We start from the raw sequence: 23,390 nt of genomic DNA, 5'->3' as shown, positions 1-23,390 counted from the left end.
TCTGCATCCTTTTTGATTACTTGTAAGCTTCCTAGTTCTTTTGCGTTTTCTACTTGTACTTCTACTACTTTGTCCGCTTCCACAACGACTTTAATTTCTTCTTTTAACAACTTATACCCTTGTGGTGCTTTCGTTTCTTTTAATGTGTATGTTCCTGGTTCTAATTTCTGAGAGATTACTTTACCTGTTTTATCTGTTCGTAACGTATCTACTTTTTTACCATCTTTATACACTTCGAATTCTGCGTCTGATAATACTTTCGTTTTGTCTTCCGCATCTACTTTTACGATTTCGAATTGACCAAGGCTCTTACTGTTCGTTACTTTTACATCAATAACTTTTTCACCGTCAACTGTTACATGAATTACTTGTTTTGTTAACTCATAACCTTCTGGTGCTTTTGTTTCTTCTAACGTATATTCACCCGGCACAAGTCCGTCTACTTTAACTGTCCCAGACTTATCTGTTGTAATTCCTTCTTTTACAACATTTCCTTTCGCATCTTTCAATGTAAATTCTGCGCCTGCTAAGCGTTTCGTTTGATCTTTATCATCCATTTTAATAATTTGTAGAGAACCTAAGATTTTTTCGTTTTCTGCCTCTACTTTTACTACTTCTTTCTCGTTTTGAATTGTTACTTTCCATTCTTTATTTGAAAGCTTGTAGCCCGCTGGTGCTTTCGTTTCTTTCACTGTGTATTCACCTAGCGGTAATTTTGGTGACATCACTTTTCCACTCTCATCTGTTTTCAGTTCCGCTACCTTTTTACCATCTTTATACACTTCGAATTCTGCACCTGATAACAATTTCGTTTTATCATTCGCATCTACTTTCACAATTTCAAATTGACCTGTTACTTTTTCATTCGTAACTTCTTGTTTTACTACTTCGTTCGCTACAACGTTTACTTCTACTGTCACTTCTAGCGCCTTATAACCTTCTGGTGCTTTCGTTTCTTCTAACGTGTACTTTCCTGGCACTACGTTTTCGAATTTCACAACACCGTCTTTATTCGTTGTTTTTGCTTCTCCAACTACTTGACCAGCTTCGTTCTTTAATTTAAATTCTGCACCTGCTAGAACTTTTCCACTCTCTGCATCCTTTTTGGTTACTTGTAAGCTTCCTAGTTCTTTTGCGTTTTCTATTTGTACTTCTACTACTTTGTTTGCTTCCACAACGACTTCAATTTCTTCTTTTAGCAATTTATATCCTTGTGGTGCTTTCGTTTCTTTTAATGTGTACTTTCCTGGTTCTAATTTCTGAGAAACTACTTTACCAGTTTTATCTGTTCGTAACGTATCTACTTTTTTACCATCTTTATACACTTCGAATTCTGCATCTGATAATACTTTCGTTTTATCTTCCGCATCTACTTTCACAATTTCAAATTGACCTGTTACTTTTTCAGGGATCTTTTTATTCACCACATCTACAGTCACTACTTTATTAGCCTCTACATCAACAGAAACTGAACTAGATGATAATTCATATCCTTTCGGTGCTTCTACTTCTTTTAATGTATAGCTTCCAACTGGAAGTTGTTTCGATAAGGCTTCACCTTTATCATCTGTAACAATTGTTTCCACAACTTTCCCATCTTTATCGATAACATCAAATTTTGCACCTGGTAGAAGTTGACCAGATTCACTATCTTTTTTCAATAATTTAAATTGGCCATTCTCTACTTTTTTCGTATTCTTCATAACAAGTTCAATTACGTTTGTATTATCAATTGTTACTTTGACTGGTGTATCAACTTTTATATATCCTTCTGGTGCACTTATTTCTTTTACAAAATAGTCACCAAGTGGTAAATCTTTAACTTCCGCAATACCCTTTTCGTTTGTTGTAACAGTAGCCACAACGTTATTATCTTTGTCTATAACATCAAATTTTGCGTCTTTTAAAACAATGTTTTTATCATTTTCATCAACTTTTTTAATTTGTAAATGTCCTTTTTCGGCTACCGGCTTATTCCACTTTGGCCAGTTAAATTTAAAGTTATGAACCTCAAAACCATCTCTTTGGTGTAATCCTCCAACATAGGCTTGTCCATTAATAGAACCACCTTTTGTTTCTACAACTGCATTAGGTGCAAACACACTACCTACTACACCATAACCTTTAGTTGTCATCTTTGTAGCATTAGGAAATACCCAAATTACCTTACTAGCTAACTCAGTAAAAGATGAATTAGGGTCGTATGCTTGAGATGTATTAATTAAATCCGTTGCCATCCCAGTATTTCTTGTATCATACAAAATTGCACCGCCACCAAAACTCACTTCTTCTGCATCTGAATAAATAACAATAAAGTCTTTATTCTCTACATTCGGAAGAAAAACGTCTTTTACATCAAATGTTTTCTTTCCAGTTTGGCCTGAAGAGACATAAATATTAGGGTTGTTTACATCTTCACCGATTCCAAAGCTCATATTAGGTTTTGGCTTATCAGTCTGCAGTTTACTTGCATCCCCGATTACACCATCAACGTCTTTTCTAAATTCTTTAAACTTAGCATCAATCTCCGCTTGCTCTTTATAAGAGATACGATCATATGATGTTTTCATTGCACCATCTGGGTCACCGTCTTTTGTCATCGCCACTGTTCCATCTTGAATGATTACTTGTCCTTCTCCCGCTTTCTTAAATTGACCGCCTAGTAATAATGATGGATATCCTTCATCTACCCAAGTCGCTCCAGCTAAGTTATTTGCTCCAGTTGCAGCCGCTACGACTGTATAACTTGATGCGTTCATATTTTTCTGAACAGCCATCGCACCTTCAATATCCGCACTCGTTGCACTATGATCTCCAAAAATGATGGCATTGTAATAAGATACATCACCTAAACCTTTTAATTCTGTTGTAGCTGCCTCTGCTTTAAATGGTAAATGGATTAAAAAATTCATACATATTAGTAATACAACTATTAAACTACTACTTAACTTTTTAATTTTTTGATTAAATGATTTCCTCAAGAAATTCATTCCCCCTTTTAAACTTCCTAAAATCACAAAAAAAAGCACATTTCGTCTGTACCAGGTCTTACTCACATTAACTTAAAATAATCCATTTAAATAAAACAAAGAAACGCTACAACGACTTAATAAAATTACTACAATTCATTTTTGAAATAATACGTGAACTAAACTATCATGCGGAAATGTTTTTACGTATGGGAGCTCAATAAAATTAATCTGAAGAATGCTTCATGTGGTGTAACTATTTGGTAACATCATCCACTTTACATTAGTTTTTTAGAGGATTCAAGTAAATTGTATGGGTTTCATACACAATTCACAATTTAAAACGTTTTCATTCCTTTTAATAAGCTCCACAAAAAAAACGTAGCCAAAAAGCTACGTTTTTCTTTCATCATTTCGGTGTATTTTTATGATTCTTCAAAAACGGAAGCGGGAATTGCTTACGGAAATGCTCTTTAATCATGTACTCTACACCGTTCTCACTATTTGAACGTGTAATCCAATCTGCTGCTTGCTTTAATTCTACAGGTGCGTTCCCCATCGCTACCCCAAGTCCTACGTTTTCAATAACCTCTAAATCTTCCATACTATCTCCAATCGCAACCATCTCATTTAGCGAAATATTTAAATGATCTCCAAGCAATTGTAACCCGCGTAACTTTGATACATTTTGCGGCAAGATTTCTATTCGTTTTGAATCACATTCAACATACTCTACATCTTGGAATGCTTTTCTTAATGTGTTCAGTCCTCTTTCTTTTTCACCTTTAGTTTGGAAAAGAACATCAATTTTCGGCGCCGCCACCGGATGATCACGAAGCGCGTCACCTAACGAATCTACAAATTGAACTGGATAAAATAACGGGTCTGCGCTTGATAATACAGTACGCGCAATTAAGTTTGGTGTATTTCTCTCACGATTTCCTATCGAAAACCGTTCATGAGAAATACGTACGTTACAATCAAAGTGCTCTAACACTTGCACAATGTTAAAAGTCTTCTCTTCAGATAATCTTCTTTGAACGTACGGCTTATCTAACGTTGCTGAAACGAAAGCACCACCATGTGTCACTAATATAGAATCTAATTTTAACGCCTTTGCTACTTTATGAGCGGATTGAAAATTACGGCTCGTAAATAACGTAACGTATACATCTTTTCTTTTCACAAATTCAATTGTTTCTCTTAATCCTTTTGCAATTTTCCCATTGTTGTATAGTAGTGTCCCATCTATATTAAGAGCTAGTAAGCGATAAATCATGTCGCACTCCCCCTCTTCGCTGTTGTACTCTATCCATAATTTATGAAATACACCCGATAAATAGAACGAGTTAGAATTACTACTGAAAATTTGGTTTACTATATACATATACACTTAGCAAAGGAGATAGTACAATGCAGGCACCTCCTTCCTTTTATGAAGGCGATACGTTAGAAGTAGCAAAAAAATTACTCGGGCAAAAACTCGTTCATATTGTAGACGGAATAAAGCGAAGCGGAATCATTGTAGAAGTAGAAGCATATAAAGGCCCAGATGATAAGGCCGCACATAGTTACGGCGGCAGACGGACAGACCGCACAGAAGTCATGTTTGGCACACCAGGACATGCTTACGTATATTTAATTTACGGTATGTATCATTGTTTTAACGTTATTACAGCACCAGTTGGTACCCCGCAAGGTGTTCTCATTCGAGCCCTTGAGCCGGTAAATGGAATAGAAGAAATAAAACTAGCACGCTACAACAAAACAGACATTACAAAAGCGCAGTACAAAAATTTAACAAACGGTCCTGGCAAACTATGCCGTGCCCTCGGAATTACTTTAGAAGAACGAGGCTTATCATTACAAAGTGACACATTACATATTGAACTCGTCCCAAAAGACGAACACATATCATCACAATATAAAATAGCAGCAGGACCTCGTATTAATATCGACTATGCAGAAGAAGCTGTACATTATCCGTGGCGTTTTTATTATGATGGACATCCGTTTGTTTCAAAGAAATAAGCAATATCAACGATTTTTCAAATATATCTATCATAACTTACAATATATCAACGGTTCGACAAGAAATATCGATTTATCGACAAATAATAACATTACGAATAAAAGAAGACTGTTCCAAAATGGAACAGTCTTTCCCTTTTACTCTGCACCTTCCGCAGTTGCAATATTATCCTCTATGTTTTCTCTTGATAATTCAGCCGCCATAAAATCAGCTGTTTCTGGAAGTGCTAAATGCATATGAGCTTTTTGACAAATTTGGATCGTACAGTTTTCTATAACATAGTCGAAAACATGTCCACCCCCGCTTCTTTCATCATCAATATAATGTAAGTGGAATCCAGCTACCCCAATACCTTGTGCATAATCTGGTGTCCAAAATCCAGCAAGCGTACCTTCTGTATTTTCAAATGAAAAGATTGGTTGTGATTTCGTCACTTCAACGAGCGGTGTATACGGTTTTTCTTGTCTTGGAACAGTTCTCGTCCTTACTTCACGGAACGTACCGTCCATTCGAATACCGTAAAATAAGTTTTTACTTGGCATTAATTCATGTAATAACGCTTCAACTTCTTCACGATTCATCGGACGCTCTACCGTATAACTCATTTCTTTTTCAAAAAACGTTACAGTCGCAAATGGCGTTGTTTCTTCTGGCTCTACTTTTTCTGCTGAACCGTCTGAACGTAAATGATAAAATTCATTATCAAATGCAATCATTTCGCCATCTAATTGATCAAATGTGCCGATGCCGAAATCACCATGTTTTTTCAAATCTTCAAAGCTAATCACACCATCATATATACCATCTAATAGCGCAAGCATTGTAGATGTTTGATATACTTCATTACTCGTTTTCGTTTTTTTTGCATCAATATCAATTAATTGCGCAACAGTCATCTCAAATCTGCCTCCATTAGTTTAATTGGTTTGGTAATAATTTTTCGCTTAATTTAATGTTGTCACGATAGTCAATTGGAATATCAATAATGACAGGACCATCTGCTGCTAGCGCGGATTTTAACACACCTTCTAATTCATCAGGCGTGTTAACACGAAGACCTAACGCCCCGAAACTTTCCGCATATTTCACAAGATCAACATCGCCAAACTCTGTAGCTGATGTTCTGCCGTATTTCATCATTTGTTGGAATGCAACCATATCATATGTGCCGTCTCTCCAAACAAGATGTACGATCGGCGAATTTAAACGTACTGCTGTTTCTAACTCCATCGAAGAGAATAAGAAACCACCATCACCTGATACGGAAACTACTTTTTTACCTGGTTCTACTAAAGTAGCGGCAATTGCCCAAGGTAGTGCAACCCCTAACGTTTGCATACCGTTACTAAATAATAGTCGACGTGGTTCATAAGAACGGAAACATCTCGCCATCCAAATAGAATGGGAACCGATGTCACATGTAACGGTTGTATCGTCACTAATTAAAGAACGAAGTGTACGAATTACTTGAAGTGGATGCGTAACACCTTCTGAAGGACGATTTGGAACTTCTGCTTGTTCTGATAATTTCGCACGTAATCGTTCTAATACCGCTTCTGATTTCGTACTTAATACAAGTTTCGGTAATTTTTCCGCGATGCTATTTACCGTTAAGGCAATATCACCAATTAATTCACGCTCTGGTTGGTAATCATGGTCGATATCTGCTTGATGGTCGTCAAGATGAATAATCGTTCTGTCGCCAAGTTTATTCCAAAACTTTGGATCATACTCGATTGGATCATAACCGATAGAAATAACAAGGTCTGCTTCTTCTAGTAAAATATCACCTGGTTGGTTACGGAATAATCCAACGCGGCCGAAGAAATGATCTTCTAACTCACGTGAAATCGCACCAGCTGCTTGATATGTTTCAACGACAGGAAGTTCTGTATCCGCAATTAATTTACGAACAGCTTTCGTCACTTCATTTGTGCTCGCTCTCATACCAAGTAGAATAACTGGTAATTTCGCTGATTTTATTTTTTCTATTACATATGTAATATCATGCGTGGGAGCGATTCCAAGCTGCGGCTTAGAAAGCGCACCGATAGACCCTACAGTCGTTTCCGCAGTCATAACGTCTTGCGGAAGACTTACTAAAGTAGCGCCTGGATTTGTAGAAGTCGCACTTCGAAATGCATTTGATAATGCTTCTGGCACATTATCAGGATGCTCTACTTCTACGCTATATTTTGTGATTGGTTCGAATAGTGCAGCATTATCCATAGATTGATGCGTACGTTTTAATCGATCTGTACGCGGAACTGCACCAGCTAAAGCAACAACGGGATCACTCTCCGCATTCGCAGTAACAAGACCTGTCGCTAAATTTGATGTCCCTGGTCCTGAAGTTACAAGACATACGCCCGGTTTCCCTGTTAATCTACCAATCGCTGCTGCCATAAATGCTGCATTTTGTTCATGACGACAAACAATTAACTCTGGTCCTCTTTCTTGCAGTACATCAAATACAGAGTCAATCTTCGCTCCTGGAATACCGAAAACATGTGTAACACCTTGTTTAATTAAACAATCAACAACAAGATCTGCTCCTTTTGTTTTTGTCTTCACGTCGTTTGCTTTTACACCTGTACTCAAACTAATCATCCCTTTATTTCATAATGTGTGTAATAAAGATTTTAATTTCACCTAGTTAATTAAGCTGGTGAAGTACCTTTATCATTATATTACAAATGCATTATTTTTCCAACAATATGAATTTGACATTATTTTGACAAGTTTTAAAGAATGCGCTTACAACCTTTTGTTTATCTTAAAATAACATTTTTGTATCTCTTCTAAAAATACACAAAAATATTTCCACCCATTTATAATATTAACAATTTTATAGTACCTTGCAAAGAATAATAGTAAGTGATATATTTGTAAACAATGGAATACCCATTATTTGGAATGTTATTCACAATTAGTATATCTCCTTTCAAAAAGTAGATATAGATCGAGTGTGCTGTTTAGAAAAAAGATAGGATTTTCAGCCATAATTCATCATTTTATAAAGGAAAGTGATTGTTATGAACAAAAATGAATTTTTAGAGCAACTTAGTTCTTCCCTACGGAATATGCCTAATTCAGAAAAGGAGGATATTATCGCGGAGTACAAAACCCATTTTATTAGTGGTAAACAAGATGGAATATCTGAAGAGGAAATTTCTAAAAAGCTAGGAAACCCTAAAACCATTGCTAAAGAACTTACTGTTTCCTATGCAATAAGCAATGCTGACAGTAAACGAAGTTTCAAAAATATGATAATTGCACTTTTTTCTGTTATGAGCTTAAGTGTTTTAAACTTTGCCTTTATCTTTATCGCCTTTTTCGTACTACTCTTTTTATTACCGATTCTTCTAGCACTTATCATTGCCACGCCAGTATTAATTATTTCGCCTATTTTATTAATAGGATTAGGATTCTTTAAAGGGTTTCATCAAATTAGTTATTCCGATGTTTATAATGTGTTCATCGCTTTTTGCGTCGGTTTACTCATATCCGTCATATCTTATCAAATGGTAAAACATCTATATGCACTTTTAGTAAAGTATTTGAAATGGAATATTGCTATTTTACAAAGACACTAATGAATGTAAAAGGAGATTAAAATGAAGAAATATACTTTATATTCACTCATGCTACTTACTCTTTTATTTCTATCAGCTTGTTCAAACAGTGCACAACCTAAGGAAGAAAACGATGTACAATCTATTAAAGATGTTGCTATTAAAGTTCCAGAAAATATATTTAGTTCCTCAAAGAAAAACGAAACTATTAATGAAGACGAAATGAAACAAAATATAAAAAATTATATAGATTATAGCGGAGAGTTATACGAAAACATCGTTCCACTTTCGTCAGCCATGTCTGACGAGAAGGTTACTGAGTCCGACCGAGAGAAATTACAAAAACTAATAGATTTAGCTCAACAAAACGATGCGAACTTCCATCATTTTATTAGTAACAATACGATTCCTGATGATTACAAACAGCCTTCAAAGGAAATTCATAATTATATTTCAGCATCTACAGCACTTTCAGTAGAATTAGATCAGGAAATAGAAAAATTCGCTCAAGATGGTAACTTATTCAAAACTGATTTCTCTTTTACAAAGCGCTTTGAGAAAGTTAATGGTAGGAAGCAAAAAGAAATTGAAAAGTTTTTGAAGGAGAAAAACATTAAAACGGAGTATTTCAAAAAATAACAAACAAAAAAGACGTGTGTAGAGATAATAAACTTGTTTACTTCTTATAGGGCTAACGAAGTAGTTTAATGGAAGAAGAATTTATAGTGAGTGTTATAATAATCAATAACTTAAGCAAAGGGGGCAGCATTTTTGCACAAACTCAATGCATTAATACCAGAGCTATCAGTTTCAGATATGGAGGAAAGTTTAAATTTCTATTCGGAAATTCTCCTGTTTAAAATTGAATATCAAAGACCAGAGGATAAGTTTGCTTTACTGTCTTTAAATGACTGCCAGATTATGATTGAAGAAGTAAATGGTCATTGGAGTACTGGGGAGTTATCTTATCCCTACGGAAGAGGAATCAATTTTCAAATTATCATAAATGATATTGATTCACTATATGATAGTTTGAAAAAGAACGAGTATCCAATTAAATTTGATATTCAAGAGAATTGGTATAGAGCTGATACTAAATTAAAGGGACAAAAAGAATTTTTAATTATGGATCCTGATGGTTATCTATTAAGATTTGTTCAAAATTTAGGTGAAAAAGATGTTGAGGCAGATTAAGCTATGTAAAACAGGATAAAAATTTAGTAAATGGAGCAAGCTATTTTTTTTCAATAAGCGGCATTAGTTGAAGAAAAATTAACCAACTTTATTATTTTTATAAATTAAAGGCTACAACAATTAAATTTAGTTTTAAATAAATTTAAAACCACCTACAAGTTAATTTTAATAGGTGGCTATTACATTTCTTATACTAAAATTAAACACCTTTATTGTCACTGAAAAAGACGCCCCTATACTAGGAGCGTCTTCTCTCATTACGCTTGTTGTTGCGCGCTATATAATTCTTCAAGTGGCTTCATGATAATTTTGTTAACGTCACCGATTACAACGTTTAGGCGTTGCTCAGTTTCCATTAATTTTGTAATTTTAGCATCTTGTTGAATGCGAGCTACAACTTCTTGTGCTTGTTGGTTGTCTTCTTCAGTGATTTCTTGGCCTTGCATCATTTTTTGTTGTAGGCTAAGTTGCATTGTACGGAACTCATCGAATAAGTTCTTTGAAGCTGTGTCAGCTTGAACTGCTGCGTAGCTCTCTTTTAAAGTTTTGAAGTCTTCGTTTTCAGCGATTGCTTTTTGTAATTCATATGCAACATCATGAATGTTCTTTGTCATTTTATTTTTCCTCCTTTAGAAGGCTAGCGCATTTGACTCGCACTGCCTTTTCAGTGCATTTACATACGCACCTCTTCTTACCATATCAAACTATGCAAGAGATGTGAAGAAATTTCACTTTTATTTCTATGTACTCACCTTATTATCTAAGAAACAATAATAACAATCCTTGCACGAGACCAATCATTCCGCCTAATAACGCCCCTAAATACGTAATCATTTTCAATTCGTTTTTTGTAATAGACAGAACTAAGTCTTCTAATCTTTCTGTTGAAAATGTAGACACTTCTTGCTGGACAATTTCCGCAAGGTGTAGATTGTTTAGTATACTCTCTACGTTTTCTGTTCCCCACTTCAAGCCTTTCGTTACTGCGCTTGGAACCACTTTTTCAATAATTGTTTCTCGAACTGGTTCACATGCTTGCTGAACAGATTGATTTAAAAACTTATTCACAGTTTCCTCTACTTTAACTGCTGACAGCACGGAGCTTACAATCATTTCTTTCTCTACAAATGCTTCTAATTCTTTTACATCTCTTCCTTTTAACTTTTCCCACTCTTTTTGCAGTACGTCAGTTAAAAGCTGCTTTGTACCATCTTGACCTAAAAACTTAATAACTTCTGGCTGCACACGATCCACTACACTTACATTTCCTAAAAACATTCCGACTAAGTTAAGTAGCGTTCCGCGAGAAGCGAAGAAATCATCAATCATTTTTGAAAGACGACCTTTCCCTTCTTCACTTTCAAAAAAGCTAATTCCTCGTTCTAAAATAAACGCCGAGACATTCGGAATCGCATTCTCTACTTTTTCATTTACAGAATGAGGTAAAGCCTGTTCCCATGTATATGTATAATACTCTGCTAAAAATGCATGAATTTTTTCTGTAATCACATGTTCGATTTTTCGAGTCGCTTCTTCTTCTACATGCGCTACATTCCATTTTTCTAACATATGTCGCAGTGATTGTTCATTCGTAATTACTTTATCCACTTCTACTTGCGCCCAGTGGATTAAACCCTTTTGAAACTCTTCATTTGTTAGCTTTTTTCCGATTCCTTCCGGTGTTAACAAATGCTCTACAACCATTTTCCCTAATTGAACAGCAAGTTCATCCCTGCGCTTCGGAATTAATCCTGGTGTAAATGGAACTTGAAACTTCCCGATATAAATAGGACGATGAGGACGAAATAACATTTTTATCGCTAAATGATTCGTATATCCTCCAATAATCGCTCCGAGTCCTGTCGTCGTTAACATATTTAACCATATATTCATTACAATCAACCTTTCACTTCTCCAAAACTATAGCATATCATCATACGGACAAAAGTATAATGGTATAAAAACGTATTTGCAATATATAGCTTCGCCTATTATGCAAATAGTAGTAAAGGAGTGATTTCGTTGGTTCTCGGTCTTTTAGCTTCTAAACTTCATTATGAGCAAACGTATTACACCGAAATCGCTAAACGCGCTCGGCTTTATCATAATGTCGTTGCTCAGTTTACGCCATTTTGTATTGATCCTAAAACAGACCTTGTTTCTGGTCTTATTTACGATACAGATACAGGAAAATGGAAAGAGCAAACATTCCCTATTCCTTCTTATATATATGATCGTTATTCTTTTCACGAGGAAACAAACTTTGAAAAAGCAAAATCAATTATTCACTCTTTGCACAATCGTCCTTCCACTACCTTTTTAAATAACACACTTATTAATTTAAGTGAACTACATGATTTATTTCTCACTAATAAAAAACTGTCTCCTTATATACCAAAATTTGAAGTGGCAACGATACAAAACATTTTTAAACTGTTGTTAAAAACTAAAGACATTATTATACGCCCCACTAATACACATTCAAAGGATAACTTATATCGAGTTGCTTACAAAAATAAAACGTTTCATATCGATACAGTAAATGAAAAATACCATACTTCTCTTCCATTAAAACGGACAGACGAATTTATATCTTGGTGTAAATCTAACATACCTTCATCACGTTACATAGCACACACTATGCTACAACCACCAAATCAATTAACATATCCACTCCACATTCGAACCATTTTGCAAAAAAACAAAGAACAAACTTGGAATGTTATCGGTCAATTTATACAAAAAAGCTCATTTCCTAATCAACTTTTACCCTCAGCAACGGCCGATGATTCATTACATTCATTTTCAAAAATTAAATACGTACTATCTAGTACGGGTGTGCAACTATTGCAAGACGCTTTACACGACATTATAAATGAAGTATTCCAAACACTAGATCAGTCTTATTCTTCGTTATTTGAACTAGAACTTTCCACAATTATGGATCAAAAAGGCGCAATTTGGCTTATGTATGTCAACACGCTTCCCCCTTACGAACAATACATTCGTCATAGTGATTCATTAGCTGAAAAGATATTTCACGGACCACTTAAATTCAGTCGCTTTACACCATAATGAAAGGAGGTAAACCTATTTTGAAAGAACATATATATACATTAAACATTTCAGATGAACATCCAAATAGCATTACTTTACCTTACGTTTTTTCTATTACGCCGCCTATTACATCCCTCTCCTTCGGTATACGTCACATTGCAAGTGAAGAGGTGAAAATTCATTATTCCTTTACTCGCGAAATTATTATCGGAAAACATATTGCCGAAAAACTTTTACTACCTCAATCAACTACTATTCATGCAATCACACAAAACCAAACAATTATTTTCGGACCATTAATCGGCATTTTTACAACTGGCTTTAACGATGATTCTTCTAACCCTTTAGGAAATCGTTCAATTGCTCTCAGTGAGTTGTTAACACCACCATTCTCATTACGACCGTTCGTATTCGTCTTTGGCGTTCAGCATATAAACTGGGAAGAGGAAACGATTGAAGGATATTTCTTTCAAGAGAAACAATGGATAAAGAAAAAGGTCCCTTTACCAAATGTTATTTACGATCGATTACCGAATCGACAAGCAGAAAATTATAAACCGATCGTCAGAGCAAAAAGAAAGTTAGAACATGACTACTCCATTCCATGGTTTAACCCAGGATTTTTCAATAAATGGGAAGTTCATCAACTTCTTATAAAAGACGAATCAATTAGACACTTATTACCAAACACAGAAGCATTTCAGCATTTTGAACAAGTAGAACGGTTTCTTGGCACGTATAAATCTGTGTACATGAAACCAATACACGGGAGCTTTGGTAGAAATATTCATCAAATATTTTATTCTCAAACAGAGAATTGCTACTACTGTCGTTATCGCGAAAATGAAAAAAATAAACTGAGAAAGTATCAATCATTAGAAACTCTTCTAAACCACGTATTAAAAGGACATGATTTAAAAAAGTTTATCGTACAGCAAGGTATTTCATTACTTCGCTTCGATGGGCAACCTGTTGATTTCCGCATTCATACAAATAAAAACCATTTCGGTAATTGGATAGTTAGTGCAATCGTCGCCAAAATCGCCGGCAAAGGCAGTTTAACAACGCACGTAAATAGCGGCGGTGATACAAAATTGCTACAAGAGCTTTTTCCAGATTCAACGAAACAAGTTCAAATTGAAAATAAATTAAAACATACTGCCTTACAAATAAGTTACGCGCTCGATGAACAAGTAACCGGAAATATTGGAGAAATCGGTTTTGATATCGGTTTAGACACAAAGGAAAATCCGTGGCTCTTTGAAGCTAACTCTAAACCTGGGCGAACTGTATTCCAAGATGAAAAATTAAAAGAACAAAGTGAAATGACGCGCCAATTATTTTACGAATATGCCGTCTACTTAACTGAACATTCTTTACGTGATACAAAAGAAAAAATGTCTCAAATCAAATCCGGGACTTCATCAAACACCGAACATATCCCTTCTCCTATGATTCACTCACAAATACAAATACAAAAACTTCCACCTAGATAATAAGGTGGAAGTTTTCTATTTACACAAGTTTCACTACAACCTCAGTTTCCACGTTACATACTCCGCAATAAAAAATATGATTGCAATATTCATTTGAATTATTATGCGTTAAACCATCTACTGCACTTAATAATTCTTGATCCATATAGGCACTATAATCGTCTATGTAATCTACAGACTTCCCATAATCTTGGAGTATACTTTGGCAATTTTGACAAGAATATGTTTGTGATTCTAATGCGTTGCAAAGCGGGCAAATCCCCATCATGATTCCTCCATACGTTATCGTTTAAAGCCTCTCTTTTTTAGATTGAAGAGAGCACCTACCCATGCATAGGAGCGGTCACTCCATCCCTACTTAAAAATAGAACTATGAAGTTGCTACCGATTTCATTTCAATAAATCATAAATAAGAAGCTAATGATTAGCCTACAAGTAGCAGGCTATAATGAGAAAATTATATTTAATATCCTCCTTAGTTTGGCCTGTTTTCTTAAAAATACAACGATTACTCTTATTTCATAATTTACGAAATCAATAAGTTTTTTTGACAAAATTTACAAATTATTATTTTGTATATCTTTCTAGGTAACATCCATACTATGAGTACAAACTTAATTACCGATGGATTAGCGCCAACCGGGGCGATAATCTGGTTCAACTCCAGCTAGTCCAACCAAAAAAAATTTTTCTAACTCTAAGGAGGATATATTCCTATGGCAAACCAAAGTTCTTACAATCAATTAGTAGTACCAGGTGCAACAGCTGCAATCGATCAAATGAAGTACGAAATCGCTCAAGAATTTGGTGTACAATTAGGAGCAGATTCTACGGCTCGCGCTAACGGTTCAGTTGGTGGAGAAATTACAAAACGTCTAGTTGCAATGGCTGAGCAAAGCCTTGGCGGATTCCAAAAATAAATATATATGGCAAAAAGGTCTCAGGGCATATACCCTGAGACCTTTCTTAATTTACTGTAACATTTGTAAAAACTTTTTCGTGCGTTCTTCTTTTGGATTTGTAAATACATCTTCTGGTGTACCTTGTTCGACAACAACACCACCATCCATGAAAATAACACGGTTGGCAATTTGATGTGCAAAACGCATTTCGTGCGTTACAATAACCATCGTCATGCCTTCTTTAGCAAGTTCTTTCATTACTTTTAAAACCTCTTGAACGAGTTCAGGATCAAGCGCTGAAGTCGGTTCATCAAATAGTAACACTTCTGGCTCCATCGCCAGCGCGCGCGCAATTCCAACGCGCTGTTGTTGACCACCTGATAATTGGAACGGATATAAATCCACTTTATCTGCTAAACCAACTTTTTCAAGGAAATAGTTTGCTTTTTTCTTTGCTTCTTCTTTCCCCATCTTTTTCACTGTAACGAGCCCTTCCATTACGTTTTGAAGTGCTGTTAAATGAGGGAATAAGTTATGATGTTGGAACACCATCCCTGTTTGTGTACGAAGATTTACAATATCTTTCTTCGATACTTTTTGAGAGAAGTTAAGCTCTTTATTGCCGATACGAATGTTACCGGCGTTTGGCGTTTCTAGTACGTTAAGACAACGTAAGAATGTCGTTTTACCAGATCCAGATGGCCCGATAATAACAACAACCTCACCTTTCTCAACTGATAAATCTATATGCTTTAGTACGGTATTATCTCCGAAACTTTTTTGTAAATGTTGAATTGAAATCATAAAAACAAAAACTCCTTTTGTAAAAGGATTATTTTAACGTATAGCGTTCTGAACGCTTTTCTAACATCTGTTGTACGATTGATAATAAGAAACAAATAACCCAATAAATAAGACCTGCTTCAAAATAAACAATTAAAAACTCGTAGTTCATCGCCGCAATTTCCTGCGCTTTTCGGAACATTTCTGTTACTAAAATTAACGATGCTAATGAAGTATCCTTCACTAAGCTAATAAATGTATTTGAAAGCGGCGGGATTGATACACGCGTCGCTTGTGGTAAAATAACACGTTTTAACGCTTGCGGGTATGTCATCCCAATTGTGTAAGCTGCTTCCCACTGCCCTTTCGGAATTGAAAGGATAGAAGCACGAATAATTTCAGATGCATATGCACCGACATTTAATGAAAATCCAACAACTGCTGCTGTATATGGCTCAACTTGAATGTTAAGAGTTGGAAGACCATAGAAAATAATAAATAATTGTACAAGAAGTGGCGTTCCGCGAATGATAGATACATAGATACGAGCAATCCATTGTAAAATACGACTACCTGAAATACGTGCGAGCGCTGTTAACGTCGCCAGTATAATCCCGATAATAAATGTAATAAGCGTTAATGGAATTGTTGTAAAAACAGCTTCCTTCAGCATAGGCATGAAGGAAGACTGCATAATATCTATCCAAGTAGACAATCGATCTGAAACTAATGCACTACTTAGATACATTTTCACCGAACCATTTTTTCGTTATTTTGTCATACGTACCGTCTTTTTTCATATCTTCTAACGCTTTATCTACTTCTTGTACAAGCTTATCGCTACCTTTACGGAATAAGAATCCACTTTGTGAAGCTTCTTTTTCTGTATCTACAATTTTAATTTTTGCATCTTTTTTCGTTTCTAAATAATTTAATACTGATAACTTATCATTAATTGTAAAATCAACGCGTCCTGAAGCTAATAATTCTGCCGCTTGGCTAAATCCTTCTACACCTTCGATTTCTGCACCGTTTTTCTTAGCGATATCTGCATAGTTACTCGTTAAAGATTGTGCTCCTTTTAACCCTTTTACATCAGCAAATGTAGCAGGCTTATCTTTATCTTTTGCGATAACTAATGCCGCTGAAGATGAAATGTATGGTTTAGAGAAATCGTATTTCTTTTGACGATCTTCACGAATACCAACTTCGTTTGCAACCATATCGAAACGTTTTGCATCAAGGCCAGCAAGTAAGCTATCCCATTGTGTTTCTTTAAATACAGGTTTTACACCTAAACGTTTTGCAACTTCTTCTGATAGTTCAACATCGAATCCAGTTAATTTATTGCTTGAATCGTGGAACGTAAATGGTGGGTATGTACCTTCTGTACCAATTACAAGTTCACCGCTTTGTTTAATCTTTTGTAACGCGTCTTGACTAGCTGTATCTTTTTTCTCTTCTTTACCGCAGCCGGCTACAATCCCGATCGCTAATGTAGTTACTGCAAGCACTGAAAATAATTTCTTCATGATAGTAATCCTCCAAGTATTCTGATAGGAATTTAAAAACTATATTGATTGTATGCAATCTTGAACAATTTTTCAATGAAAATGTTCTTATTTAGTTTATCCTTTTTCTTCATAATCAAACAAAAGGGAAAAATAACGCCACATACAAAAAATAAGTAACATTTTTTAATATAGCATTTATAAAGAAAAAGGTAAAACAATACTTCTTATTTAACTGCCCTGATTCACTAAAAAAGAACTTGCAAAACCTGCAAGTTCTCCTCCATACCTATTAAGCGCTCTGGTTTCCTTCCATTTGCGTTTTATACATATCATAATAACGCCCGCGCTTTTTCATTAGTTCATCATGGGAACCTTTTTCCAAAATTGTTCCTCTATCGAGCACAATAATTTGATCTGCGCTTTTAATCGTTGAAAGACGATGAGCAATAATAAATGTCGTTCTTCCTTTTTTTACAACTTCCAATGCCTGTTGAATCATCGCCTCTGTTTCTGTATCAATACTAGACGTTGCTTCATCTAAAATTAAGATAGCTGGATCAAAAGCAAGCGCCCTAGCAAACGAAATAAGCTGACGTTCTCCAGTGGAAAGCGTACTTCCCTTTTCTGTAATTTCTTCATTTATATTGTTTGCAAATCTTTCAGCACCAACATCATGCAATGCTTTTATGATACGCTCTTTTGAAATTTTTTCGTTTTCTAAGCTTACATTGGAAGCGACCGTCCCGCTAAATAAAAACGGATCTTGCAGTACGATTCCCATATGCTCACGAGTTGCTTGTTTCGGCATTTCTTTTACATCATGACCATCAATCGTAAGCTTTCCTTTTTCAAACTCATAAAATTGAAAGAGTACATTCATGATAGAACTTTTTCCTGATCCAGTATGACCGACAAGTGCCACTGTCTCGCCTTGTTTCGCTTCAAAAGAAATATTTTTTAACACTTCATCTTTTCCATTATAAGAAAATGATACATTATCAAATTTCACATTTCCTTTTAAACGAGGCATACGTTCTTCTTCTACCGCTTCCCCTTTTTCCTCTAACAATTCAAAGACACGTTCTGATGCAACGCGCGCTTGCTCTAAGTTTGCAAGCTGGTTCACCATATTCGTAATTGGCGAGAATAATCGTGTTAAATAATCGACGAACGCATACAGTACCCCAAGTGAAATAATACCTGTAGCACTTAATGACGCACCGCCGAAATACCAAATTACTCCTGTGAAAGCGATATTTCTTAATACGGCTACTAAGTTATGCGAAGTTGCTGCATTTAAATTTAAAATTTTATTTTGATACTTAAAATAATCGCCATTTAATTCTTCAAATTCTTTTTTCGTTTCACGCTCTTGACGGAACGCTTGAATAATTGGCATCCCTTGAATGGATTCATTCACCGTTCCGTTAATATCGGATAAACGTGAACGCATTTTATGATTGTATACAGACGCATACTTTCTATAAAGAATTGCCCAAACGATTAAAATTGGGATAATTAATAAACATAATGAAGCGAGCTTCACATCTAATAAAAATAGCGCAGCGAATATCCCAATAATATAGATGATACTAGAAACGAATGTTGCCAGCACCGTTACATATAAATCACGAATGGCCTCTGTATCATTCGTCACACGCGAAACAATTTTCCCTGCCGGTAAATGATCAAAGTACCGAATTGGCAACGTTTGAATATGAGAAAAAACATCTTCCCTCATAATTTGAATAATTTTGTTCGCTGCCTTCTGCAAGAAAAACTGCTTTCCGTATGCAAATAACGATACGACTACTAATAAAGCGAAATAGCCACCACCAAGTAATAATAGACGGTTTATTTCTGGTTTATAAAACGCAAACACTTCTTCTTTCGTTAATGCCTTCGCTTTATACACTTGCACCGCCTTACCATTTTGAACGGTAATCATATCACCTTTTACAGTACGTGACCCTTCAATATTCACTTTATTCGGTACAAAATAATATTGAAAACCGACTTGCATCACACGTACTTCTTTACCTTTTGTCTCACCTTGTTCAAAGCGATCACTTCGCTTATAAAAGGCCCCATTATATGAAACAGCTTCTTCACTCTTTTCTGTTTCATACCAAGGTTTCTCTATCCCGACGATATGATCATCAATCATCGTTTTAGCAACGAAAGGACCAGCAAGCTCTGCAATGACGAAAATAAATAACATTAACATCGCAGCAAAAATCGTCCCTTTCACTTTCATCGCATATTGAAATAATCGTTTTGAAACGCTCATATTTTCACCCCACTATCCGCACTTTCACTTTCACCTTGTTGTCTTTCAAACTGCTCAGCATACCAGCCTCCGCTTTTAATAAGCTGATCATGCGTACCCTCTTCCATTACTTCACCTTCATCCATAACGAGAATCCAATCCGCATGTTGTACGGCAGATAAACGGTGCGTCGTAATAATCGTCGTCTTTCCGCTTCTTTCTGTTCTTATATTTTCAATAATCGCCGCTTCCGTACGAGCATCTACAGCTGATAAAGAATCATCCAAAATTAAAATTTCTGGATTTTGAATAACAGCTCGCGCAATTGAAATCCTTTGCTTTTGTCCACCTGATAAAGAAACACCTTTCTCTCCAACGAGCGTTTCTAACCCTTCTGGTAAAAACTCTAAATCCTTTGTAAACGCAGCAATTTCAATCGCTTTCTCGAGTTCTTCTTCAGTCGCTTCTCGGTTTCCGAATAAAATATTTTCTCTCGCTGTTTTTGAGAACAAAATATGTTCCTGAGGTACATACCCAATCCACCCGAGTACATTTTCATTCGTCATTTTATCTAATGTCACATCAGAAACTGCAATATCTCCATCTCCCAGCGGATATTGGCGAAGAAGTTGACGTACAAGCGTCGTTTTCCCGCTTCCTGTTTTTCCGACAACCCCAAGCGTTTCTCCTTGCTTTAATGTGAAAGAAACCTTCTTTAAATTTTCTCCAGTTGATGAAGGGTATGAGAAAGACACATCATCAAACTGAATATAATCCGGCTCTTGTACAAGCTTTGGATTTTTCGGATCCTTTACATCCGGTTCATACGCTAACGTTTCATTCACACGGTCAAGCGAAGCATTTCCTCTTTGCATAACATTAATTAGTTCACCAATTGCAAACATCGGCCAAATCATCATCCCTAAATACACGTTAAAAGAAACGAGTTCACCAAGCGTCACCTTTGATTGAAATACAAGGTATGCACCGTACACTAAGCCGATTAAATAACTAAGACCAACAAGCATTTTCACAGTTGGTTGGAATAATGCATCAATTCTCGCTACCTTCATGTTTTTTTCGTAGACGTCATCTCCTAAATGATGAAATCTTTCCTCGTCTGCATTCTCTTGTACGTATGCACGAATAACGCGCACACCAGCGATTGATTCAAGCACTTTATCATTCATATCACCGAATGCATCTTGCGCAACTGTAAATCTTTCATGCAATTTCTTTCCATATATATTCATCGCATACGCCATAATTGGAAGTGGGATAAGCGCTGCAAATGTAAGCTCCCAACTAATTGTAAAACCCATCATACAAACAATCGTAAGCATATATAAACTAGAATCCACGAGCGTTAATATACCAAAACCAGCTGTCATAGCGATTGCTTTTAAATCATTCGTTGCTCTCGCCATTAAATCGCCAGTACGATTTTTTTGATAAAAAGTCGGCGTCATCTTAAGTAAATGCCCCATAAATTTAGAGCGCATCGTTTTCTCAAGTACAAATGCACCGCCAAACAATTGATGTTGCCATACGAAAGTGAGGCCATATCCAACTACCGTAACCCCAACTAAAATAAGAATAGACTGTATAATTGCTTCGTTTGATAACGTTCCTGTTTTGATATTATCTATCGTAACCCCTAACACTTTCGGGGGAATGACTTCAACTATATTTACAATTAAAAGAGCTCCAATGGCGATACTATATCTCTTCCAATGCTCCCTAAAAAACCATTTTAACTTTAGTAATACTGATAACAATGTAACCTCTCCCTTCTCGTTCTCGTTTAACTCCCACTTCTTTAACCGCTATCCAAGCCCATCACATTTACATTTCGTAACCCATACAATCTCATCACATTTTTCCACCTTCCAAAATTTTATATAGTAACATGGAAAATAAACAAAAAAAAGCATACCGCCGCTTGACGATATGCACAAAAATGCATAAAAAGCGTACGTTACGATATACGCAACGTACGCTTTTTATAAGACAAAGATGCCCTATATATCCGCACGGGTTGCGTAATGATATAAATGTTTTCTGCCATTTAACAGAGCTAAGCTCATTACATTTACGATTACAATCATTACGCACACCCCCTTCATTTATTTTCCATTTATAATCTTACAACTTTATTGAGTATTCTGTCAATTATTTTTTTACAAATAATATAAAATACACGACAATCATAAAAAATGATGAGGATGCATGATACGATAAATTAATTTGAAATAAGAGAATATTCCATAAGAAAGGGCATACAAAATAAAAAAAGAATAAGAAATCGTTTTCACAAACATTTCATTTGAAAAATATTATCAAACCCCCTACAATCACCTTATACTCACTCTTACAAGTTGCTATTTTAGGAGGACTAATTATGACAACTAGCACTACGTACAAATTTTATTTAAACGGAGAATGGAGAGAAAGCTCTTCAGGAGAAACAATCGAAATTCCATCTCCATACTTACACGAAGTAATTGGACAAGTACAAGCAATTACTCGCGGAGAAGTAGATGAAGCAATTGCATCTGCAAAAGAAGCTCAAAAATCATGGGCTGAAGCTTCCCTACAAGATCGCGCAAAATACTTATATAAATGGGCTGATGAGCTCGTAAATATGCAGGATGAAATTGCCGATATCATTATGAAAGAAGTCGGTAAAGGCTATAAAGATGCGAAGAAAGAAGTTGTTCGTACAGCTGACTTCATTCGTTACACGATCGAAGAAGCTTTACATATACACGGAGAAAGCATGATGGGCGATAGCTTCCCTGGCGGAACGAAATCGAAACTTGCGATCATCCAACGCGCACCACTTGGTGTTGTATTAGCAATTGCACCATTTAACTACCCAGTAAACTTATCTGCTGCAAAACTTGCACCAGCATTAATTATGGGTAATGCTGTTATTTTCAAACCAGCAACTCAAGGTGCAATTAGTGGTATTAAAATGGTTGAAGCACTTCATAAAGCTGGCCTTCCAAAAGGTCTTGTAAACGTAGCTACAGGACGCGGTTCTGTCATTGGTGACTACTTAGTAGAACACGAAGGCATCAATATGGTATCGTTCACAGGCGGTACGAACACAGGTAAACATTTAGCGAAAAAAGCTTCAATGATTCCACTTGTATTAGAACTTGGTGGTAAAGATCCTGGTATCGTTCGTGAAGATGCTGACTTACAAGATGCTGCAAACCATATCGTAAGCGGTGCATTCTCTTACTCTGGTCAACGTTGTACAGCTATTAAACGTGTACTTGTACACGAAAACGTAGCGGACGAGCTTGTTAGCTTATTAAAAGCGCAAGTAGCTGAACTATCAGTTGGATCTCCAGAACAAGACAGCACAATCGTTCCATTAATCGACGACAAGTCTGCTGACTTCGTTCAAGGCTTAGTTGACGATGCTGTTGAAAAAGGTGCTACAATCGTTATCGGTAACAAACGTGAGCGTAACTTAATTTACCCAACATTAATCGACCACGTAACAGAAGGAATGAAAGTTGCTTGGGAAGAGCCATTTGGCCCAATCCTTCCAATCATCCGTGTTTCTTCAGACGAGCAAGCAATTG

20 protein-coding genes are annotated in these 23,390 nt (G+C 35.9%); 8 read left to right on the top strand and 12 right to left on the bottom strand.

What is annotated here, in order from left to right; genetic code table 11:
- Positions 1 to 2,981, bottom strand: a 2,981-nt coding sequence (locus MR170_RS23095) for an MSCRAMM family protein (protein WP_242309489.1), incomplete at its 3' end; no start/stop codon positions are given.
- 397 nt (positions 2,982 to 3,378) lie between these two features.
- Positions 3,379 to 4,248, bottom strand: coding sequence for a Cof-type HAD-IIB family hydrolase (locus MR170_RS23090; RefSeq protein WP_242309488.1), 870 nt, complete (start codon positions 4,246 to 4,248; stop codon positions 3,379 to 3,381).
- A 134-nt stretch (positions 4,249 to 4,382) separates the two neighbouring features.
- Between MR170_RS23090 and MR170_RS23085 the strand changes: the two genes are divergently transcribed.
- Positions 4,383 to 5,000: a DNA-3-methyladenine glycosylase gene (locus MR170_RS23085; RefSeq protein ID WP_242309485.1), complete on the top strand. Its 618-nt coding sequence runs from the start codon at positions 4,383 to 4,385 to the stop codon at positions 4,998 to 5,000.
- Between the two features lie 138 nt (positions 5,001 to 5,138).
- On the opposite strand, the gene alsD is transcribed toward MR170_RS23085, so the two are convergent.
- Entirely contained in the window at positions 5,139 to 5,897 is a 759-nt protein-coding gene (gene alsD, locus MR170_RS23080) for an alpha-acetolactate decarboxylase (protein ID WP_242309484.1), read from the bottom strand.
- A gap of 16 nt (positions 5,898 to 5,913) precedes the next feature.
- On the bottom strand, positions 5,914 to 7,602 hold the full coding sequence (gene alsS, locus MR170_RS23075) for an acetolactate synthase AlsS (RefSeq protein WP_242309482.1): 1,689 nt from the start codon (positions 7,600 to 7,602) through the stop codon (positions 5,914 to 5,916).
- Between the two features lie 434 nt (positions 7,603 to 8,036).
- Here alsS and MR170_RS23070 point away from each other — a divergent pair, with 434 nt between their 5' ends.
- The 3 genes from MR170_RS23070 to MR170_RS23060 all read left to right on the top strand — a co-directional run bounded on the left by MR170_RS23070 (position 8,037) and on the right by MR170_RS23060 (position 9,770).
- The gene (locus MR170_RS23070) at positions 8,037 to 8,597 is read left to right on the top strand and encodes an HAAS signaling domain-containing protein (RefSeq protein WP_242309480.1); all 561 of its coding nucleotides are present in this window, start codon (positions 8,037 to 8,039) and stop codon (positions 8,595 to 8,597) included.
- Positions 8,598 to 8,618: 21 nt separating this feature from the next.
- Complete coding sequence (locus tag MR170_RS23065) at positions 8,619 to 9,215, top strand: NDxxF motif lipoprotein (protein WP_242309478.1); 597 nt, start codon at positions 8,619 to 8,621, stop codon at positions 9,213 to 9,215.
- A 132-nt stretch (positions 9,216 to 9,347) separates the two neighbouring features.
- Positions 9,348 to 9,770, top strand: coding sequence for a bleomycin resistance protein (locus tag MR170_RS23060; RefSeq protein ID WP_106823022.1), 423 nt, complete (start codon positions 9,348 to 9,350; stop codon positions 9,768 to 9,770).
- Between the two features lie 257 nt (positions 9,771 to 10,027).
- Here the strand turns inward: MR170_RS23060 and MR170_RS23055 are convergent, their stop codons facing one another.
- Both MR170_RS23055 and MR170_RS23050 read right to left on the bottom strand, forming a co-directional pair.
- On the bottom strand, positions 10,028 to 10,384 hold the full coding sequence (locus tag MR170_RS23055) for a YlbF/YmcA family competence regulator (RefSeq protein WP_000164614.1): 357 nt from the start codon (positions 10,382 to 10,384) through the stop codon (positions 10,028 to 10,030).
- Between the two features lie 142 nt (positions 10,385 to 10,526).
- Complete coding sequence (locus MR170_RS23050; protein ID WP_242309476.1) at positions 10,527 to 11,663, bottom strand: DUF445 domain-containing protein; 1,137 nt, start codon at positions 11,661 to 11,663, stop codon at positions 10,527 to 10,529.
- Between the two features lie 129 nt (positions 11,664 to 11,792).
- On the opposite strand from MR170_RS23050, the gene MR170_RS23045 reads away from it, so the two are divergent.
- The gene (locus MR170_RS23045) at positions 11,793 to 12,845 is read left to right on the top strand and encodes a YheC/YheD family endospore coat-associated protein (RefSeq protein WP_029441706.1); all 1,053 of its coding nucleotides are present in this window, start codon (positions 11,793 to 11,795) and stop codon (positions 12,843 to 12,845) included.
- Between the two features lie 20 nt (positions 12,846 to 12,865).
- Complete coding sequence (locus MR170_RS23040; RefSeq protein WP_242309474.1) at positions 12,866 to 14,323, top strand: YheC/YheD family endospore coat-associated protein; 1,458 nt, start codon at positions 12,866 to 12,868, stop codon at positions 14,321 to 14,323.
- A gap of 19 nt (positions 14,324 to 14,342) precedes the next feature.
- Here the strand turns inward: MR170_RS23040 and MR170_RS23035 are convergent, their stop codons facing one another.
- Complete coding sequence (locus tag MR170_RS23035) at positions 14,343 to 14,588, bottom strand: hypothetical protein (protein ID WP_000510474.1); 246 nt, start codon at positions 14,586 to 14,588, stop codon at positions 14,343 to 14,345.
- Between the two features lie 451 nt (positions 14,589 to 15,039).
- On the opposite strand from MR170_RS23035, the gene sasP reads away from it, so the two are divergent.
- Complete coding sequence (sasP, locus tag MR170_RS23030; protein WP_000013349.1) at positions 15,040 to 15,243, top strand: small acid-soluble spore protein, SasP family; 204 nt, start codon at positions 15,040 to 15,042, stop codon at positions 15,241 to 15,243.
- Positions 15,244 to 15,294: 51 nt separating this feature from the next.
- On the opposite strand, the gene MR170_RS23025 is transcribed toward sasP, so the two are convergent.
- The 5 genes from MR170_RS23025 to MR170_RS23005 form a co-directional block, all read right to left on the bottom strand.
- Positions 15,295 to 16,029 (bottom strand): amino acid ABC transporter ATP-binding protein, encoded by a 735-nt coding sequence (locus MR170_RS23025; protein ID WP_029441704.1) that lies wholly within the window; start codon positions 16,027 to 16,029, stop codon positions 15,295 to 15,297.
- Positions 16,030 to 16,057: 28 nt separating this feature from the next.
- Entirely contained in the window at positions 16,058 to 16,756 is a 699-nt protein-coding gene (locus MR170_RS23020; protein WP_016082715.1) for an amino acid ABC transporter permease, read from the bottom strand.
- Complete coding sequence (locus MR170_RS23015) at positions 16,743 to 17,540, bottom strand: amino acid ABC transporter substrate-binding protein (RefSeq protein WP_016082716.1); 798 nt, start codon at positions 17,538 to 17,540, stop codon at positions 16,743 to 16,745. The genes MR170_RS23020 and MR170_RS23015 overlap by 14 nt, the downstream gene beginning before the upstream one ends.
- Before the next feature lie 271 nt (positions 17,541 to 17,811).
- Complete coding sequence (locus MR170_RS23010) at positions 17,812 to 19,812, bottom strand: ABC transporter ATP-binding protein (RefSeq protein WP_242309472.1); 2,001 nt, start codon at positions 19,810 to 19,812, stop codon at positions 17,812 to 17,814.
- Positions 19,809 to 21,569 (bottom strand): ABC transporter ATP-binding protein, encoded by a 1,761-nt coding sequence (locus tag MR170_RS23005; RefSeq protein WP_242309470.1) that lies wholly within the window; start codon positions 21,567 to 21,569, stop codon positions 19,809 to 19,811. The genes MR170_RS23010 and MR170_RS23005 overlap by 4 nt, the downstream gene beginning before the upstream one ends.
- Positions 21,570 to 22,192: 623 nt before the next feature.
- Between MR170_RS23005 and gapN the strand changes: the two genes are divergently transcribed.
- Positions 22,193 to 23,390 (top strand): NADP-dependent glyceraldehyde-3-phosphate dehydrogenase (gapN, locus tag MR170_RS23000; RefSeq protein ID WP_242309469.1); only part of this gene is annotated, 1,198 nt, incomplete at its 3' end.

The sequence above is a fragment of the Bacillus cereus group sp. BfR-BA-01524 genome, from assembly GCF_022662595.1.
GTDB lineage: Bacteria > Bacillota > Bacilli > Bacillales > Bacillaceae_G > Bacillus_A > Bacillus_A thuringiensis_S.
The sequence above is the reverse complement of the archived record's forward strand: the minus strand, read 5'-3'. Positions and strand labels throughout refer to the sequence as shown.

Excerpts from the sequence above, each read along its gene's own strand:
- MR170_RS23090 (WP_242309488.1), bottom strand. The coding sequence starts at position 4,248 with ATGATTTATCGCTTACTAGCTCTTAATATAGATGGGACACTACTATAC.
- MR170_RS23085 (WP_242309485.1), top strand. The coding sequence starts at position 4,383 with ATGCAGGCACCTCCTTCCTTTTATGAAGGCGATACGTTAGAAGTAGCA.
- alsD (WP_242309484.1), bottom strand. The coding sequence starts at position 5,897 with ATGACTGTTGCGCAATTAATTGATATTGATGCAAAAAAAACGAAAACG.
- MR170_RS23070 (WP_242309480.1), top strand. The coding sequence starts at position 8,037 with ATGAACAAAAATGAATTTTTAGAGCAACTTAGTTCTTCCCTACGGAAT.
- MR170_RS23065 (WP_242309478.1), top strand. The coding sequence starts at position 8,619 with ATGAAGAAATATACTTTATATTCACTCATGCTACTTACTCTTTTATTT.
- MR170_RS23055 (WP_000164614.1), bottom strand. The coding sequence starts at position 10,384 with ATGACAAAGAACATTCATGATGTTGCATATGAATTACAAAAAGCAATC.
- MR170_RS23050 (WP_242309476.1), bottom strand. The coding sequence starts at position 11,663 with ATGAATATATGGTTAAATATGTTAACGACGACAGGACTCGGAGCGATT.
- MR170_RS23035 (WP_000510474.1), bottom strand. The coding sequence starts at position 14,588 with ATGGGGATTTGCCCGCTTTGCAACGCATTAGAATCACAAACATATTCT.
- sasP (WP_000013349.1), top strand. The coding sequence starts at position 15,040 with ATGGCAAACCAAAGTTCTTACAATCAATTAGTAGTACCAGGTGCAACA.
- MR170_RS23025 (WP_029441704.1), bottom strand. The coding sequence starts at position 16,029 with ATGATTTCAATTCAACATTTACAAAAAAGTTTCGGAGATAATACCGTA.
- MR170_RS23020 (WP_016082715.1), bottom strand. The coding sequence starts at position 16,756 with ATGTATCTAAGTAGTGCATTAGTTTCAGATCGATTGTCTACTTGGATA.
- MR170_RS23015 (WP_016082716.1), bottom strand. The coding sequence starts at position 17,540 with ATGAAGAAATTATTTTCAGTGCTTGCAGTAACTACATTAGCGATCGGG.
- MR170_RS23010 (WP_242309472.1), bottom strand. The coding sequence starts at position 19,812 with ATGAGCGTTTCAAAACGATTATTTCAATATGCGATGAAAGTGAAAGGG.